At 62.3% G+C, this 14,553-nt stretch carries 17 protein-coding genes; 13 read left to right on the top strand and 4 right to left on the bottom strand.

Features of this window, described 5'->3' with window-relative positions; genetic code table 11:
• Positions 1 to 344: 344 nt before the first annotated feature.
• The 12 genes from rpoE (at position 345) to pdxJ (ending at position 10,750) form a co-directional block, all read left to right on the top strand.
• The gene (rpoE, locus tag DXK50_RS09010; protein WP_003245473.1) at positions 345 to 926 is read left to right on the top strand and encodes an RNA polymerase sigma factor RpoE; all 582 of its coding nucleotides are present in this window, start codon (positions 345 to 347) and stop codon (positions 924 to 926) included.
• Between the two features lie 30 nt (positions 927 to 956).
• Positions 957 to 1,529, top strand: coding sequence for a sigma-E factor negative regulatory protein (locus DXK50_RS09015; protein ID WP_212630077.1), 573 nt, complete (start codon positions 957 to 959; stop codon positions 1,527 to 1,529).
• A 16-nt stretch (positions 1,530 to 1,545) separates the two neighbouring features.
• On the top strand, positions 1,546 to 2,496 hold the full coding sequence (locus DXK50_RS09020; RefSeq protein ID WP_161866593.1) for a MucB/RseB C-terminal domain-containing protein: 951 nt from the start codon (positions 1,546 to 1,548) through the stop codon (positions 2,494 to 2,496).
• Positions 2,493 to 2,948 carry a SoxR reducing system RseC family protein gene (locus tag DXK50_RS09025; protein WP_212630078.1) on the top strand — a complete coding sequence of 152 codons (456 nt, stop codon included), beginning with the start codon at positions 2,493 to 2,495 and terminating at the stop codon, positions 2,946 to 2,948. Before DXK50_RS09020 ends, DXK50_RS09025 begins: the two co-directional genes overlap by 4 nt.
• Positions 2,949 to 2,984: 36 nt before the next feature.
• Positions 2,985 to 4,409, top strand: a complete 1,425-nt coding sequence (locus tag DXK50_RS09030; RefSeq protein ID WP_161866591.1) for a DegQ family serine endoprotease — start codon at positions 2,985 to 2,987, stop codon at positions 4,407 to 4,409.
• Positions 4,410 to 4,559: 150 nt separating this feature from the next.
• Positions 4,560 to 6,359, top strand: coding sequence for a translation elongation factor 4 (lepA, locus tag DXK50_RS09035; RefSeq protein ID WP_212630079.1), 1,800 nt, complete (start codon positions 4,560 to 4,562; stop codon positions 6,357 to 6,359).
• A 6-nt stretch (positions 6,360 to 6,365) separates the two neighbouring features.
• Positions 6,366 to 7,220, top strand: coding sequence for a signal peptidase I (lepB, locus tag DXK50_RS09040; protein WP_161866589.1), 855 nt, complete (start codon positions 6,366 to 6,368; stop codon positions 7,218 to 7,220).
• A gap of 88 nt (positions 7,221 to 7,308) precedes the next feature.
• The gene (locus DXK50_RS09045; protein ID WP_024307441.1) at positions 7,309 to 7,686 is read left to right on the top strand and encodes a DUF4845 domain-containing protein; all 378 of its coding nucleotides are present in this window, start codon (positions 7,309 to 7,311) and stop codon (positions 7,684 to 7,686) included.
• Positions 7,683 to 8,372 (top strand): ribonuclease III, encoded by a 690-nt coding sequence (gene rnc / locus DXK50_RS09050; protein ID WP_161866588.1) that lies wholly within the window; start codon positions 7,683 to 7,685, stop codon positions 8,370 to 8,372. Before DXK50_RS09045 ends, rnc begins: the two co-directional genes overlap by 4 nt.
• Positions 8,359 to 9,264 (top strand): GTPase Era, encoded by a 906-nt coding sequence (gene era / locus DXK50_RS09055; protein ID WP_178101852.1) that lies wholly within the window; start codon positions 8,359 to 8,361, stop codon positions 9,262 to 9,264. Before rnc ends, era begins: the two co-directional genes overlap by 14 nt.
• A 57-nt stretch (positions 9,265 to 9,321) precedes the next feature.
• A complete protein-coding gene (gene recO, locus DXK50_RS09060; protein WP_212630080.1) occupies positions 9,322 to 10,011 on the top strand; it encodes a DNA repair protein RecO in 690 nt (229 codons plus the stop codon).
• A complete protein-coding gene (gene pdxJ / locus DXK50_RS09065) occupies positions 10,004 to 10,750 on the top strand; it encodes a pyridoxine 5'-phosphate synthase (protein WP_161866586.1) in 747 nt (248 codons plus the stop codon). The genes recO and pdxJ overlap by 8 nt, the downstream gene beginning before the upstream one ends.
• A 75-nt stretch (positions 10,751 to 10,825) precedes the next feature.
• On the opposite strand, the gene DXK50_RS09070 is transcribed toward pdxJ, so the two are convergent.
• Positions 10,826 to 11,704: a LysR substrate-binding domain-containing protein gene (locus DXK50_RS09070; RefSeq protein ID WP_161866585.1), complete on the bottom strand. Its 879-nt coding sequence runs from the start codon at positions 11,702 to 11,704 to the stop codon at positions 10,826 to 10,828.
• Positions 11,705 to 11,821: 117 nt separating this feature from the next.
• Between DXK50_RS09070 and DXK50_RS09075 the strand changes: the two genes are divergently transcribed.
• Positions 11,822 to 12,082: a hypothetical protein gene (locus tag DXK50_RS09075; RefSeq protein WP_212630081.1), complete on the top strand. Its 261-nt coding sequence runs from the start codon at positions 11,822 to 11,824 to the stop codon at positions 12,080 to 12,082.
• A gap of 60 nt (positions 12,083 to 12,142) precedes the next feature.
• Here the strand turns inward: DXK50_RS09075 and cmoB are convergent, their stop codons facing one another.
• Genes cmoB through DXK50_RS09090 form a run of 3 tightly spaced genes read right to left on the bottom strand, consistent with a single transcriptional unit; the run spans position 12,143 to position 14,550 of the window.
• On the bottom strand, positions 12,143 to 13,111 hold the full coding sequence (gene cmoB / locus DXK50_RS09080) for a tRNA 5-methoxyuridine(34)/uridine 5-oxyacetic acid(34) synthase CmoB (protein ID WP_212630082.1): 969 nt from the start codon (positions 13,109 to 13,111) through the stop codon (positions 12,143 to 12,145).
• Entirely contained in the window at positions 13,108 to 13,851 is a 744-nt protein-coding gene (gene cmoA / locus DXK50_RS09085; protein ID WP_212630083.1) for a carboxy-S-adenosyl-L-methionine synthase CmoA, read from the bottom strand. The genes cmoB and cmoA overlap by 4 nt, the downstream gene beginning before the upstream one ends.
• Before the next feature lie 57 nt (positions 13,852 to 13,908).
• Positions 13,909 to 14,550, bottom strand: a complete 642-nt coding sequence (locus DXK50_RS09090; RefSeq protein ID WP_161866581.1) for a lysoplasmalogenase — start codon at positions 14,548 to 14,550, stop codon at positions 13,909 to 13,911.
• Positions 14,551 to 14,553: the final 3 nt, after the last annotated feature.

A 14,553-nucleotide genomic window follows, 5' to 3' on the forward strand; every position in this document is an offset into this window, starting at 1 on the left:
CCGTGCAGAGCCCTAGCTCGCGTATTTTGAAGCAACTCTTATGACCGACCGACGTGTTCTGGGAACTTTTTTAGTCTTTAAGGTTCCATAGTGGGTCGCCCATATAAGGGAGAGCGCTTGCGCGTGCCTGCATCTGAAGTCAGCGGAGGGTGTACGGAAATGAGCAGCGATAAGATTATTTGCACTAGCGGAGACGTTTCGCTGGCGCCATTCCAGGCAGAGAGAAGAAAACTCTGCGGGAAGCTTGCTTGGAGGGGAGAACTTTTGCGTAAGGCCCGAGTCTATCTTGGCAAGTTGATTCGCTTACGGGCGCAAACCTCCTCCAAGCGTAACGAGGAGAGTGCATGCTAACCCAGGAAGATGATCAGCAGCTGGTCGAGCGAGTGCAGCGTGGTGACAAGCGTGCCTTCGATCTGTTGGTGCTGAAGTATCAGCACAAAATCCTCGGTTTGATCGTGCGATTCGTGCACGACACCCACGAGGCTCAGGATGTCGCTCAGGAGGCGTTCGTAAAAGCCTACCGGGCGTTGGGAAACTTTCGCGGTGACAGCGCGTTCTATACATGGCTGTACCGCATCGCCATCAACACGGCGAAGAATTATCTGGTGTCCCGCGGTCGGCGGCCGCCAGATAGTGATGTCAGTAGCGATGACGCGGAGTTCTATGACGGCGACCATGCCCTCAAGGATATCGAGTCACCGGAGCGGGCATTGCTGCGCGACGAGATCGAAGCCACCGTGCATCGAACCATCGCACAGCTGCCGGATGACCTGCGCACGGCTTTGACCCTGCGTGAGTTCGAAGGCTTGAGTTACGAGGACATTGCCAGCGTCATGCAATGTCCCGTGGGTACGGTACGTTCGCGGATTTTCCGTGCACGTGAGGCAATTGATAAGTCCCTGCAACCTTTGTTGCAGGAAGCCTAAGGCAGCGGCGACAGCCAAGAGAGGTACGCCATGAGTCGTGAAACCCTGCAGGAATCGCTGTCCGCGGTGATGGATAACGAAGCGGACGAACTGGAACTGCGGCGAGTGCTCGCAGCCAGCGAGGATGGTGAACTGCGTGGTACCTGGTCGCGTTACCAGGTAGCCCGTGCAGCCATGCACCGTGAGTTGCTGGTACCGCAACTGGACATCGCATCTGCGGTTTCCGCGGCATTGGCCGACGAAGCCACTCCGGCGCGCAAGGCGCCCATCTGGCGCAGTGTCGGGCGTGTGGCTGTGGCCGCATCGGTGACCCTGGCGGTGCTGGCGGGTGTGCGTTTTTACAATCAGGACGAACTGACGGGTGCCGAACTGGCCCAGCAGGACGCTGCTCCGGTACTTTCGGTGCCTCAGGTGCAAGGTCCTGCCGTGCTGGCTGGCTACAACAGCAGCGAAGAAGTCGGCGAACCTGCCCAGGCTGGTACTGCCAGCTGGCATGAGCAGCGCCTGCCGAACTATCTGCGTCAACATGCACAGGAAGCCGTGATGGGTAGCGGTGAAACCGCTCTCCCTTACGCTCGTGCTGCGAGTCTGGAAAACCGCTAAGCGCCTAAGGAGTCACATGCGCGCGATTCCCCTCTGCCTGCTCGGCGGTCTGCTGGCACTGCCGGTGCAGGCCTCCGAGGTTCAGGAGTTGCTGGGACGCCTTGCTGCGGCAGAGCGTCAGCAAAGTTTTCAGGGTACGTTCATCTATGAGCGTAATGGTAGTTTCTCCACCCACGCCGTGTGGCATCGGGTGGAGCAGGGGGGGCAGGTTCGTGAGCGCCTTCTGCAGCTCGATGGCCCTGCACAGGAAGTGTTGAAGGTTGACGGCAAGGCTCAGTGCGTCACTGGCGCACTGGCTGATCAGGTTAGTGAAGGTCAGGCCGCCTGGCCTGCTCGTCAGCTTGATGCCGAGCAGCTGAGCAATTGGTACGACATTCGTGTCGCCGGCCAGTCGCGCATCGCCAATCGGGCCGCGGACGTGTTGATGCTCGCACCCAGGGACCAGCATCGTTACGGTTTCGAATTGCATCTTGATCGGGAAACCGGTCTGCCACTCAAGTCCCTGCTCTTGAATGAGCGTGGCCAGCTTCTCGAACGTTTCCAGTTCGCCCAGCTGGACACTTCCACGCCGGTGGATGATGCCATGCAGCCGAGTTCAGGTTGCCGTGCGGTGCAATTTCGTACAGCTGACAGCATGGCCGAAGGGCGCTGGCGGTCGGACTGGTTGCCGCCTGGCTTCACTCTGACCACTGCGCAGTCGCGCCGTGGCGCGTCTGCCGACGACCCGGTCGCTTACCTGATGTACGGCGATGGCCTGGCGCGGTTCTCGGTTTTCATCGAGCCGCTCAATGGCAGTGTCGTTGAAGACGCGCGCAGCCAGCTGGGGCCGACGGTGGCCGTTTCTCGGCGTATGACGACCGGTTCGGGCGACGCCATGGTGACCGTGGTGGGTGAGATCCCGTTGGGCACTGCCGAACGCGTTGCCTTGTCCATGCGTGCCGGAGTGCCTGAACAGGCGAGCCAATGATCGAAGAGCAGGGGCGTGTAGTGGCGCTCGAGCCCGGCGCTGTCTGGGTCGAGACCCTGCGTAAGAGTACCTGCTCGAGTTGTTCGGCCAATGCGGCCTGTGGCCAGGGGCTGATGGATCGTCTGGGTGTGGGGCGGCAGCGTGGTTATGTGCGTGCTCTCAGTCAAATGCAGCTGGCGATTGGCGACACCGTGATCATTGGTGTGCGCGAGGATCTGCTGGTGCGCAGTTCTCTTCTTGTTTATCTCCTTCCGCTTCTGGGTTTGTTCGCCGCTGCGCTGCTGGCGGACGGCCTGGGGCTGTCCGAGCCTCTGGTGATCCTCGCCGGTCTGATCGGCCTGGCCGCCAGTTGGCTGATGGTTCGCTGGCGCGCAGCTCGCGTTGCCGAGAACCCCTTATTGCAGCCTGTTGTCCTACGTACGCTGCTGGTATCTGTACCAGCGGCGGGTTGAGAGTGTCCGAGTTTTTACATGGGGAGTCGTAGTTCGATGAGAAAACTCAAGTCCATTGCGCCGCTGCTGGCGGTTGCCTTGCTCTGGGGGCAGAGCTTGCTGGCCCAGGCCAGTCTGCCTGACTTTACCGATCTGGTAGAGGAGGCCTCGCCTGCGGTAGTCAATATCAGCACCCGGCAGAAGATGCCCGAGCGCGCCGTTGCCGGTCAGCCAGGCCTGCCTGATCTGGAAGGGCTGCCGCCGATGTTCCGCGAGTTCTTCGAACGCAGCATTCCGCAGATGCCGCGTAACCCTGGCGGTCGCCAGCGCGAGGCGCAGTCGCTGGGCTCCGGTTTCATCATCTCGCCGGACGGCTACATCATGACCAACAATCATGTGGTCGCCGATGCCGACGAGATCATTGTGCGTCTGTCTGATCGAAGCGAACTTGAGGCCAAGCTGATCGGCGCCGATCCGCGCAGCGACGTCGCGCTGCTCAAGGTCGAAGGCAAGGATCTGCCCGTGGTGCGCCTGGGCAAGGCCGATGACCTGAAAGTTGGCGAGTGGGTGCTGGCTATCGGTTCGCCGTTCGGTTTCGATCACTCGGTGACCGCCGGCATTGTAAGCGCCAAGGGGCGTAACCTGCCGAGCGACAGCTACGTGCCGTTCATCCAGACCGATGTGGCGATCAATCCGGGTAACTCCGGCGGCCCGTTGTTCAACCTGCAGGGCGAAGTCGTGGGTATCAACTCGCAGATCTTCACCCGCTCAGGTGGTTTCATGGGGCTGTCCTTCGCTATTCCGATGGAAGTGGCCATGCAGGTTGCCGATCAGCTCAAGGCTGACGGCAAGGTGACCCGCGGTTGGCTCGGCGTGGTGATTCAGGAAGTGAACAAGGACCTGGCTGAATCCTTCGGTCTGGACAAGCCAGCCGGTGCACTGGTCGCGCAGGTGCTGGAAGACGGTCCGGCCGACAAGGGCGGTCTGCAGGTGGGCGATGTGATCCTCAGCCTCAATGGCAAGTCGATCATCATGTCGGCCGACCTCCCGCATCTGGTCGGCGGCTTGAAGCCGGGCGAAAAGGCTGAAATGGATATCGTGCGTGATGGTTCGCGCAAGAAGCTCAGCGTCACGGTCGGCACCCTGCCGGAAGATGGCCAGGAACTGGCCTCGTCGGGGTCATCTCAGGGAAGTGAGCGCAGCAACAATCGCCTGGGCGTGACCGTCGTCGAACTGACTGCCGAGCAGAAGAAGGGCCTCGACCTCAAGGGTGGCGTCGTGGTCAGAGAAGTGCTCAACGGCCCGGCGGCCATGATCGGCCTGCGCCCGGGCGATGTGATCACACACCTGAACAACCAGGCCATCGACTCCACCAGCACCTTCACCAAGGTCGCGCAGGAGCTGCCGAAGAATCGTTCGGTATCCATGCGCGTGCTGCGTCAGGGGCGCGCCAGCTTCATCACCTTCAAGCTGGCCGAGTAATCCGGCAATACTGAAGAAGGGCGCTTTCGAGCGCCCTTCTTCGTATCCGCGCCAGCGTTGTGCAGGCGTGACGCGGTCATGAGGGATCGGGTACAATCCGCGGCTATTTTCGGCAAGCGTCTTGCCTGCGCCTTCTTTGAGTGTTGATCCGTGAGTGACCTGAGTCATATCCGCAATTTTTCCATCATTGCCCACATCGACCACGGCAAGTCGACCCTGGCTGACCGTTTTATCCAGCTGTGTGGCGGTCTCACCGCGCGTGAAATGGAGGCTCAGGTTCTGGACTCCATGGATCTGGAACGTGAGCGTGGCATCACTATCAAGGCCCATAGCGTCACGCTTCATTACAAGGCGCAGGACGGCAAGATCTACCAGTTGAACTTCATCGATACGCCCGGCCACGTTGACTTCACCTATGAAGTCTCGCGTTCGCTGGCAGCGTGCGAGGGTGCGCTGCTGGTGGTGGACGCAGGGCAGGGCGTCGAGGCGCAATCGGTTGCCAACTGCTACACCGCCATCGAGCAGGGCCTGGAAGTGATGCCCGTGCTGAACAAGATGGACCTGCCGCAGGCCGACCCCGACCGCGTCAAGGACGAGATCGAGAAGATCATCGGCATCGACGCCACCGACGCCGTAGCCTGCAGCGCCAAGAGCGGCATGGGCGTAGACGAGGTGCTCGAGCGTCTGGTGCAGACCATCCCTGCGCCCGAGGGCGAGATCGATGCTCCGTTGCAGGCGCTGATCATCGACTCCTGGTTCGACAACTATCTGGGCGTGGTCTCGCTGGTGCGCGTGCGCCAGGGCCGCGTGAAGAAGGGCGACAAGATTCTGGTCAAATCCACCGGCAAGGTGCATCTGGTCGACAGCGTCGGTGTCTTCACCCCGAAACATACCGCCACCGCTGACCTCAAGGCCGGTGAAGTGGGCTTCATCATCGCCAGCATCAAGGACATTCACGGTGCGCCGGTCGGTGACACCCTGACCCTGTCCTCGACTCCCGAAGTCGAAGTGCTGCCGGGCTTCAAGAAGATCCAGCCGCAGGTTTACGCCGGTCTGTTCCCGGTCAGCTCCGACGATTTCGAGGACTTCCGCGACGCCCTGCAGAAGCTGACCCTCAATGACTCGTCGCTGCAGTATGCGCCGGAAAGCTCCGACGCTCTGGGCTTCGGCTTCCGTTGCGGCTTCCTCGGCATGCTGCACATGGAGATCATCCAGGAGCGCCTGGAGCGCGAGTACGATCTGGACCTGATCACCACCGCGCCGAGCGTGATCTACGAGCTCGAGCTCAAGACCGGTGAAACCATCACCGTCGACAACCCGTCCAAGCTGCCGGACGTTTCGTCCGTTGCCGACTTCCGCGAGCCGATCGTCACCGCGACCATTCTGGTGCCGCAGGAGCACCTGGGTAACGTCATCACCCTGTGCATCGAGAAGCGCGGCGTACAACGTGACATGCAATTCCTCGGTTCCCAGGTTCAGGTTCGCTACGACCTGCCGATGAACGAGGTGGTGCTGGACTTCTTCGATCGTCTGAAGTCGACCAGCCGTGGTTATGCCTCGCTGGACTATCATTTCGACCGCTACCAGTCTGCCAACCTGGTCAAGCTGGACGTACTGATCAACGGCGACAAGGTCGATGCCCTGGCATTGATCGTTCACCGCGACAACGCGGCCTACAAGGGCCGTGCGTTGACCGAGAAGATGAAGGAACTGATTCCTCGGCAGATGTTCGATGTGGCGATCCAGGCAGCCATTGGCGGCCAGATCATCGCGCGGACCACTGTCAAGGCCCTCAGAAAGAACGTACTGGCCAAGTGTTACGGTGGCGACGTGAGCCGTAAGAAGAAGCTGCTCGAGAAGCAGAAGGCCGGTAAGAAACGCATGAAGCAGGTCGGCAACGTGGAAATCCCACAGGAAGCCTTCCTCGCTGTGCTCAGGTTGGATAGCTAAGGCTCTATGTCGATCAATTTCCCGCTCCTGTTGGTTATCGCGGTCGCCGTTTGCGGCTTCCTGGCCCTGATCGATCTGATTCTGCTGGCTCCGCGCCGCCGTGCGGCGATTGCGGCGTACCAGGGGCGGGTCGACGATCCGGACGACAGGGTGCTGGAGCGCCTGAGCAAGGAGCCCTTGCTGGTCGAGTACGGCAAATCCTTCTTCCCGGTGCTGGCCATCGTGCTGGTGCTGCGCTCGTTTCTGGTCGAGCCGTTCCAGATTCCTTCGGGCTCGATGAAGCCGACCCTGGAAGTAGGCGATTTCATCCTGGTCAACAAATTCGCCTATGGCATCCGCCTGCCGGTGATCGACGAGAAGATCATCGAGGTGGGCGACCCGCAGCGCGGTGATGTGATGGTGTTCCGCTACCCCAGCGACCCGACCATCAACTACATCAAGCGCGTGGTGGGGCTGCCGGGTGATCGCATCGAGTACACCCAGGGCAAGCGCCTGCTGATCAATGGCGAGCCAGTGGCCGAGAAACTGATCGGCGAAGAGCCGGGCAGTCTGGGTGGTGCGGTGCTCTATCAGGAGCGTCTCGGCCAGATCGAGCACACCATCCGCAAGGAAATGACGCGCATGCGCCGCGAGCCCGGCGGCCAATGGGTGGTGCCGGAAGGGCACTACTTCATGATGGGCGACAACCGTGACAACTCCAATGACAGCCGTTACTGGCGCGATCGTCATATCCCTCAGGAGCTGTGGGGCATGGTCCCTGACGACCATATCGTCGGTAAGGCATTCGCCATCTGGATGAGCTGGCCTGAGCCCAAGACTGGCAATCTGCCCAACTTCTCGCGGGTCGGCCTGATTCATTGAGCACTGGCGCGCTGTTCAATACAGCGCCGCAGGCTATAAAGAGTTTAGCCATCAGGCTTTCCAACAAGACCGTCTATTGGGGATATACATGACTTTCGCGCGCTCGCAGCAGGGGCTTTCCATTCTGGGTTGGCTGGTGGTTCTGGCCGTAGTGGCATTCTTCGCCAGCACAGCGTTCAAGGTGCTGCCGCATTACCTGGACTATATGTCCATGGAGAAAATCATTACCTCGGTAGAAACCGACAAGGCTTCGGATGTTCGCACCGTCGGTGAGTTTTACAACCACGTGAGCAAGGGTATGCAGGTCAACAACATTCGTGACCTGAACATGCGCGACGCCATGCAGGTGAAGGTGGAAAACAACGAGTTTCTGGTCCACCTCAAATATGAAAAACGCGAGCCGCTGATCGAGAACCTCGATCTGGTGGTGAATTTCGACAAAGAATTTCGTGTACGGATGCCGTGAGTCCCAATCTGTCCCGCCTCGAGCGCAAGCTCGGCTATAGCTTCAAGGACCAGGATCTGATGATCCTGGCTCTGACCCATCGCAGTTTCGCCGGCCGCAACAACGAGCGGCTGGAATTTCTCGGTGATGCCATTCTCAACTTCGTAGCCGGTGAGGCGCTGTTCGAGCGCTTTCCGCAGGCCCGCGAAGGTCAGTTGTCGCGCCTGCGCGCGCGCCTGGTCAAGGGCGAGACCCTGGCCGTGCTGGCGCGCGGTTTCGAGCTGGGCGAATACCTGCGCCTGGGCTCCGGTGAGCTGAAGAGCGGCGGTTTCCGCCGTGAGTCGATCCTCGCCGATGCGCTGGAGGCGCTGATCGGCGCCATCTATCTGGATGCCGGCATGGAGGCGGCGCGCGAGCGCGTGCTGGACTGGCTGACCGGCGAGCTGGACGGCCTGACGCTGGTCGATACCAACAAGGATCCGAAAACGCGCCTGCAGGAGTTTCTGCAATCGCGCGCCTGCGAACTGCCTCGTTACGAGGTGGTGGACGTTCAGGGCGAGCCGCACTGCCGTACCTTCATGGTCGAGTGCCAGGTGGCCCTGCTCAATGAAAAGACCCTGGGCCAGGGCGGCAGCCGGCGTATCGCCGAGCAGGTCGCTGCGGCTGCGGCGCTGATCGCCCTTGGGGTGGAGAATGGCAATGACTGATGCACCTGTTACCCGCTGCGGCTACGTCGCCATCGTCGGCCGGCCCAACGTGGGCAAGTCGACGCTGCTCAACCACATCCTCGGACAAAAGCTGGCGATCACCTCGCGCAAGCCGCAGACCACCCGTCACAACATGCTTGGGATCAAGACCGAGGGCGACATCCAGGCCGTCTACGTCGATACGCCCGGCCTGCACAAGCACAACGACAAGGCGCTCAACCGCTACATGAACCGAAGTGCGTCCACTGCGCTGAAGGACGTCGACGTGGTGGTGTTCGTGGTCGACCGCATGCGCTGGACCGACGAGGATCAACTGGTGCTGGAAAAGGTCCAGCACGTCAAATGCCCGATCCTGCTGGCGGTGAACAAGGCCGATCGTCTGGAAGACAAGAGCGAGCTGCTGCCGCACCTGAACTGGCTGGCCGAGCAACTGCCGCAGGCCGAGATCGTGCCGATCTCCGCGCTGCAGGGACAGAACCTCGACACCCTGGAGAAACTGGTGGGCGAGCGTCTGCCGGAATCCGAACATTTCTACCCGGAAGACCAGATCACCGACCGCTCCAGCCGCTTCCTGGCTGCCGAGCTGATCCGTGAGAAGATCATGCGTCAGCTCGGCGCCGAGCTGCCGTACCAGATCACTGTGGAGATCGAAGAGTTCAAGCAGGAGGGCCGCATTCTGCATATCCACGGCCTGATCCTGGTGGAGCGCGACGGGCAGAAGAAAATCATCATCGGCGACAAGGGTGAGCGCATCAAACGCATCGGCGCGGATGCCCGCAAGGACATGGAAACCATGTTCGACTCCAAGGTGATGCTCAACCTCTGGGTCAAGGTCAAAGGTGGCTGGTCCGACGACGAACGCGCCCTGCGTTCGCTGGGCTACCTGGATTGATCGCGGCGTCGTGCGCATCCTCGGTGTTGCGCGTGGCGCATTCTGGCGGTTATCTGCATGACTCCTGCCGCCTACGTTCTGCATAGCCGACCGTACAAGGAAAGCAGTGCCCTGGTGGATTTCTTCACCGCTCAGGGCCGCGTTCGTGCGGTACTGCGCGCCGCACGCGGCAAGGTTGGCAGCATTGCGCGGCCTTTTGCACCGCTTGAACTGGAGCTGCGCGGGCGCGGCGAGTTGAAGACGGTGGGGCGCCTGGAAAGCGCCGGCATCCCGCTGCTGCTGACCGGCGAGGCGCTGTTCTCCGGGCTCTACCTCAACGAATTGCTGATTCGCCTGCTGCCGGCCGAAGATCCGCACCCCGTGATGCTCGAACACTACGGTCTGACCCTACAGGCGCTGGCCGCGGGCCGGAAATTGGAGCCGCTGCTGCGTGCATTCGAATGGCGCCTGCTGGACGAGCTGGGCTATGGTTTCGCCCTGGATCGCGACCAGTACGACCAACCCATCGATCCCGCGGCACTTTACCGCTGGCAGCAGGACATCGGCCTGGTGCCGGTGATACAACTGCAGCCCGGTGTATTTCAGGGCCGCGAGCTGCTGGCCATGGCCGAGGCCGACTGGCAGACGCCGGGCGCACTGGCTGCTGCCAAGCGCCTGATGCGCCAGGCGCTGGCACCTCATCTTGGCGGCAGACCCTTGGTCAGCCGCGAACTTTTCATGACGCTCAAGGAGTCCAAGCGTGACTGAGGCCAATCGTATTCTGCTCGGCGTGAACATCGACCACGTCGCCACCCTGCGCCAGGCTCGTGGCACACGCTACCCGGACCCGGTCAAGGCCGCGCTGGACGCGGAGGAAGCCGGTGCCGACGGTATCACCGTGCACCTGCGCGAAGATCGTCGGCACATTCAGGACCGCGACGTGCGCGTGTTGGCCGACGTGCTGCAGACGCGAATGAACTTCGAGATGGGCGTCACCGACTTCATGCTCGGCTTCGCCGAGCAGATCCGCCCGGCGCATGTCTGCCTGGTGCCGGAAACCCGCCAGGAACTGACCACCGAAGGTGGTCTGGATGTCGCCGGGCAGGAAGCGCGCATTGCCGCGGCGGTCGAGCGCCTGACCCTGGCCGGTTGCGAGGTGTCGCTGTTCATCGACGCCGAAGAAAGGCAGATCGAGGCGGCCATGCGCGTCGGCGCACCGGCCATCGAACTGCATACCGGTCGTTACGCCGATGCCCACACGGCAGAGGAGGCGGCTCATGAACTGTCGCGTATTCGCGAGGGTGTGATCTGCGGCCTTAACCACGGGCTGATCGTCAACGCCGGTCACGGCCTGCATTACCACAATGCCGAAGCCGTCGCCGCGATTCCCGGCATCAACGAGCTGAACATCGGCCACGCCATCGTCGCCCATGCGCTGTTCGTCGGCTTCAAGCAGGCGGTGGCAGAGATGAAGGCACTTATTGTCGCTGCGGCCAATCGCGGCTAGCGGACTTTGTGGGAGGGGCTTCAGCCGCGACTTTCGATGGTCTGTCGCCGTTGAAGCGCCTTCCACTTCGTTCGTTCAGCCCTGGCTGAATGCCTGGATCATCTGCATGGCAAGCGCCTCGATGGCGTCATTACGCTGATGACCACGGATCAGCTTGATGTGGTACTCACCCAGCGCGGGCAGGCCTTGTTCCGCGCCGAGCCGACGTAACGGTGGCTTGACCAGGCTGCGTGGGAAGGGGGCGATGGCCAGGTCGGCGGTCATTGCCGCTTCCTGCCCCGCACACTGCTCGCAGGAGTAGGCGATGCGGTAGGCCACCCCCTGGCGATCCAGTGCATCGATCGCCGTCCTTCGCCAGGCGCAGCCGGGGTTGGCCAGCGCCAATGGGAGCGGCGAGCGTTGCATGGCCAGGCCGCCATCGCGGCCCGCCCAAACCAGTTCTTCGGAATAGATCACTTCGCCGCGCGCGTCGTCCAGGCCGTCGTTGCCGGCATTGATCAGGGTCAGATCCAGTTCGCCGGCATCGAGCTTGGCCACCAGCTCCACACTGCGCCCCACGTTCACTTCCACCTCCACGGCCGGATGGCTGCGGGCGAACAGGGTCAATACGCCCGGTAGCACGCGGTCGCCGATATCGTTCGGCGTGCCGAAACGTACGCGGCCGGTCAGCGTCGGGGTGAGAAAACGTGCCACTGCCTCTTCATTGAGCTTGAGCAGGCGTCTGGCGTAGCCCAGCAATACCTCGCCCTCGGCGGTCAATTGCACGCGCCTGGCTTCGCGGATAAACAGGCGCTGGCCGAGGGTCTCCTCAAGTCGCTTGATCTGCAGGCTGACGGCAGCCGTGCTACGAAACACCTGGGCGGCGGTGCGGGTAAAGCTGCCGCTGTCGGCGATGGCGACGAAGGTGCGTAGCACATCGCTTTCCAGAAGTGGCAGGGAGACGGTGGCGTTCATAATCGTTAAATATTACTTAACTCTGAATTTGATATTTGTCGTTTGTTTGAACGATAGGCGCGTTTCATCCTGATCGCAAGCCCGGCACAGGCCTGGCAGCGAAATGGAGGAAAGGTCATGAACAGTTCGAGCAAGCACGATAAGCCGCGCCCGCCGATGCCCGAGTTCTACATGCCGGCCATGTGGCCGCTGGACCTGCAGAACGCCATCGTCGACTGGGTCGGAGCCTGGTTCTGGCGCCGGCGTATGCGCCGTCTGCTGGCACAGGACATAGAGGGCCGGATTCGCCTGGGCAGTGCCCGTGGCGTGGTGGAGCAGGGGGCGCGTGAACCGCTGCGCTCGATCGCACAGCGGCGGACGTGCTGGTTGCGTGGGTAGCGCGGGAGCAAGCCACCAATCGCAGCCTGGCGTCTTGCTCCCGCCTTACGTGTGAAGCCGTTAAGGCTTGCGTGCAATCAGCACCGCGCGGGTCGGTGCCGGCAGGCCTTCGACGGTGCGGCTGTGGTCGGTCGGGTCGAGAAATTCCGGCAGCGACTGGAAGCGCATCCACTCGGTGGCGCGTTGTTCGTCCACCGAGGTGGTGCTGACATCCACGCAACGCACGTCCTCGAAACCGGCGCGGCGCAGCCAGCGTTCCAGCGCCGGCACCGAGGGCAGGAACCAGACGTTGCGCATCTGCGCGTAGCGGTCTTCAGGCACCAGCACCTGTTCGGCATCGCCTTCGACCACCAGGGTTTCGAGTATCAGTTCACCGCCCTTGACCAGGGCATCCTTCAGATCGAGCAGGTGGTCGATGGGCGAGCGACGGTGATAGAGCACACCCATGGAAAACACAGTGTCGAAGCCCTGCAGCTTGGCCGGCAGTTCCTCGAAGGCCAGCGGCAGGTGCCACACCGGTTGCTCCGGCAGGTAGCGCTTCATCGCCAGGAACTGGCAGAGGAACAGCCAGTTGGGGTCGATGCCGACCACACTGTCCGCCCCCGCGCCGAGCATGCGCCACATGTAATAGCCGTTGCCGCAACCGACGTCGAGGATGCGCTTGCCGGCCAGGTCAAGATGGGGCGCGACGCGCTGCCACTTCCAGTCCGAACGCCATTCGGTGTTGATATGCACGCCGAACAATTCGAATGGGCCCTTGCGCCAGGGAATCAGCCCCTGCAGGGCCGTTTTCAAGCGCGCGCGCGTGGCTTCGTCGCAGGCGCCGCCGAAGGCGAAGCGCTGAGCCAGCTCCACCTCGCTCACCGGCAGGTCCGGAAGCGCCTGTACCGCGCCATACCAGCGCGCCAGGTCACCATGCCCAACGGCCAGCTTGGCGTCGAGCTGGCCGGGCAGATCGGCCGCCCAATCCTGCAAAGGGGTGCCGGCCAGTTGCGCTTGCAGGGCATCAAGGTGCAGATCGCGCATCATGGCAGGGCCACCAGCGAGGCGAAGTTCAGGCACTGGAACCAGGGCAGCACCTTGCTGAAGCCGGCAGCCAGCAGGCGTTCGCGATGCTGCTCGAGGCTGTCTGGCAACATCACCTTCTCGATGGCGCTGCGCTTCTGGGCGATTTCCAGTTCGCTGTAGCCGTTGGCGCGCTTGAAGGCGACGTGCAGCTCGGTGAGCAGTTCATGCTCGGCGGCGTCCTCGAAGCGCAGCTTCTCCGAAAGGATCAGCGCACCACCGGGCAGCAGTGCCTGGCGGATGCGCGTAAGCAATTCCAGGCGCTGCTCCGGCGGGATGAACTGTAGGGTGAAGTTCAGCGTGACCAGGGAGGCAGGTTGCAGGTCGAGGGCGAGGATGTCGGCCTCTATCACCTCCACCGGCAGCAATTCCTGGAACATGGCGTCCTGCGCATGCAGGTATTCGCTGCAGCGCGCGACCATGGCCGGGGAGTTGTCCACCGCGATCACCTGGCAGCCGTCCACCTTCACATGTCGGCGCAGCGCCTGGGTCACCGCGCCGAGTGAGGCGCCCAGGTCGTACAGGATGGTGTGCGGCTGGGCGAACTGGCCGGCGAGCACGCCGATGTTCTCGACGATGGTCGGGTAGCCGGGCACCGAACGCTTGATCATGTCGGGAAACACCCGCACCACGTCCTCGTTGAAGACGAAGTCGGGCACCTCGGCCAGTGGCTGGGCAAATAGGCGATCGGGTTCTTGGCTCACGGCAGTCGCAACGGGTAGCGGAAAAGGCCGGCATTTTAGCCAAGTGCGGCGCAACAGTCAGGCGCTGTTGCTGCGCTGGAAGGCCGAAGCGGTAATGCCCCACTGGCCGAGCCAGTAGGTGAGGATGATGGCGTAAGGCGCTGCGTCGAAGCTGGCGACGAAGCGGTCGATGCCGATCAGGCTGTCGGACAATACGAAGAGCGCCGCACCGCCGGCGGCGAGCCAGGTGGAGCGCGGCTGCAGGTCCGGGTGGCCGATGCGGGCCAGGGCGCGCCAGAGCATCAGGCTGATCGCCGTGGCATAGCAGGCCACCGGAATCAGCAGCTCGCCCAGTCCGCTGCTGGCCAGTACGGCGAACATCGCACCGCCGGCAATCAGTGCCAGTAGCAGGGCGGCGAGGGCAGGCTGCCGGCTGTCGGAGCAATAGGCGCGCAGGTAGGCCAGGTGCCCGAGCAGAAAGGCGCCAAGGCCGAACACGAACAGATCGCCGGGCCAGTCCAGCAGGAGGTCGCCGGCCAGGGAAAACAGCAGGCCGATGGCGATCCAGCGGCGATAGGTGCCGGCCGGCCCCTGGCGCAACCACAAAAGCAGGGCGAGCACCGGTATGCCTTTGCTCAACAGGCTGAGCTGCGTATCGCCGGTGATTCGGCCGTAGAGAAATAGCGCAGCACCCAAGAGACCGAGCAGCAACCATTGCATCAC

Origin of the sequence: Pseudomonas sp. KB-10, from assembly GCF_018221585.1 — a bacterium.
GTDB classification, from domain to species: Bacteria; Pseudomonadota; Gammaproteobacteria; order Pseudomonadales; family Pseudomonadaceae; genus Aquipseudomonas; species Aquipseudomonas yangonensis.

Excerpts from the sequence above, each read along its gene's own strand:
- rpoE (WP_003245473.1), top strand. The coding sequence starts at position 345 with ATGCTAACCCAGGAAGATGATCAGCAGCTGGTCGAGCGAGTGCAGCGT.
- DXK50_RS09015 (WP_212630077.1), top strand. The coding sequence starts at position 957 with ATGAGTCGTGAAACCCTGCAGGAATCGCTGTCCGCGGTGATGGATAAC.
- DXK50_RS09020 (WP_161866593.1), top strand. The coding sequence starts at position 1,546 with ATGCGCGCGATTCCCCTCTGCCTGCTCGGCGGTCTGCTGGCACTGCCG.
- DXK50_RS09025 (WP_212630078.1), top strand. The coding sequence starts at position 2,493 with ATGATCGAAGAGCAGGGGCGTGTAGTGGCGCTCGAGCCCGGCGCTGTC.
- DXK50_RS09030 (WP_161866591.1), top strand. The coding sequence starts at position 2,985 with ATGAGAAAACTCAAGTCCATTGCGCCGCTGCTGGCGGTTGCCTTGCTC.
- lepB (WP_161866589.1), top strand. The coding sequence starts at position 6,366 with ATGTCGATCAATTTCCCGCTCCTGTTGGTTATCGCGGTCGCCGTTTGC.
- DXK50_RS09045 (WP_024307441.1), top strand. The coding sequence starts at position 7,309 with ATGACTTTCGCGCGCTCGCAGCAGGGGCTTTCCATTCTGGGTTGGCTG.
- era (WP_178101852.1), top strand. The coding sequence starts at position 8,359 with ATGGCAATGACTGATGCACCTGTTACCCGCTGCGGCTACGTCGCCATC.
- recO (WP_212630080.1), top strand. The coding sequence starts at position 9,322 with ATGACTCCTGCCGCCTACGTTCTGCATAGCCGACCGTACAAGGAAAGC.
- DXK50_RS09070 (WP_161866585.1), bottom strand. The coding sequence starts at position 11,704 with ATGAACGCCACCGTCTCCCTGCCACTTCTGGAAAGCGATGTGCTACGC.
- DXK50_RS09075 (WP_212630081.1), top strand. The coding sequence starts at position 11,822 with ATGAACAGTTCGAGCAAGCACGATAAGCCGCGCCCGCCGATGCCCGAG.
- cmoB (WP_212630082.1), bottom strand. The coding sequence starts at position 13,111 with ATGATGCGCGATCTGCACCTTGATGCCCTGCAAGCGCAACTGGCCGGC.
- DXK50_RS09090 (WP_161866581.1), bottom strand. The coding sequence starts at position 14,550 with ATGCAATGGTTGCTGCTCGGTCTCTTGGGTGCTGCGCTATTTCTCTAC.